Below are 247 nucleotides of genomic sequence, written 5' to 3' on the forward strand. Positions count from 1 at the left end.
AGCTTTTGGATCAATGGTTGTATTATTATCTTGGTTATTGTTTCCACCTTGGTTATCGTTTCCGCCTTGGTTGTCGTTTCCACCTTGGTTATTGTTCCCGCCTTGGTTGTCGTTTCCGCCTTGGTTATTGTTCCCGCCTTGGTTATCGTTTCCGCCTTGGTTGTCGTTTCCACCTTGGTTATTGTTCCCGCCTTGGTTGTCTAATGGTTTAATGCTACCTTTATCAAATGCAAATTGAATGTCATAG

1 pseudogene is annotated in these 247 nt (G+C 42.9%); it reads right to left on the reverse strand.

Annotated features, from left to right (window positions below):
- Positions 1–247 (reverse strand): annotated as a pseudogene (locus tag MR113_RS27855) (NEAT domain-containing protein); the annotation flags it as partial.

The organism is Bacillus cereus group sp. BfR-BA-01379 (assembly GCF_022663605.1).
Lineage (GTDB): Bacteria > Bacillota > Bacilli > Bacillales > Bacillaceae_G > Bacillus_A > Bacillus_A mobilis.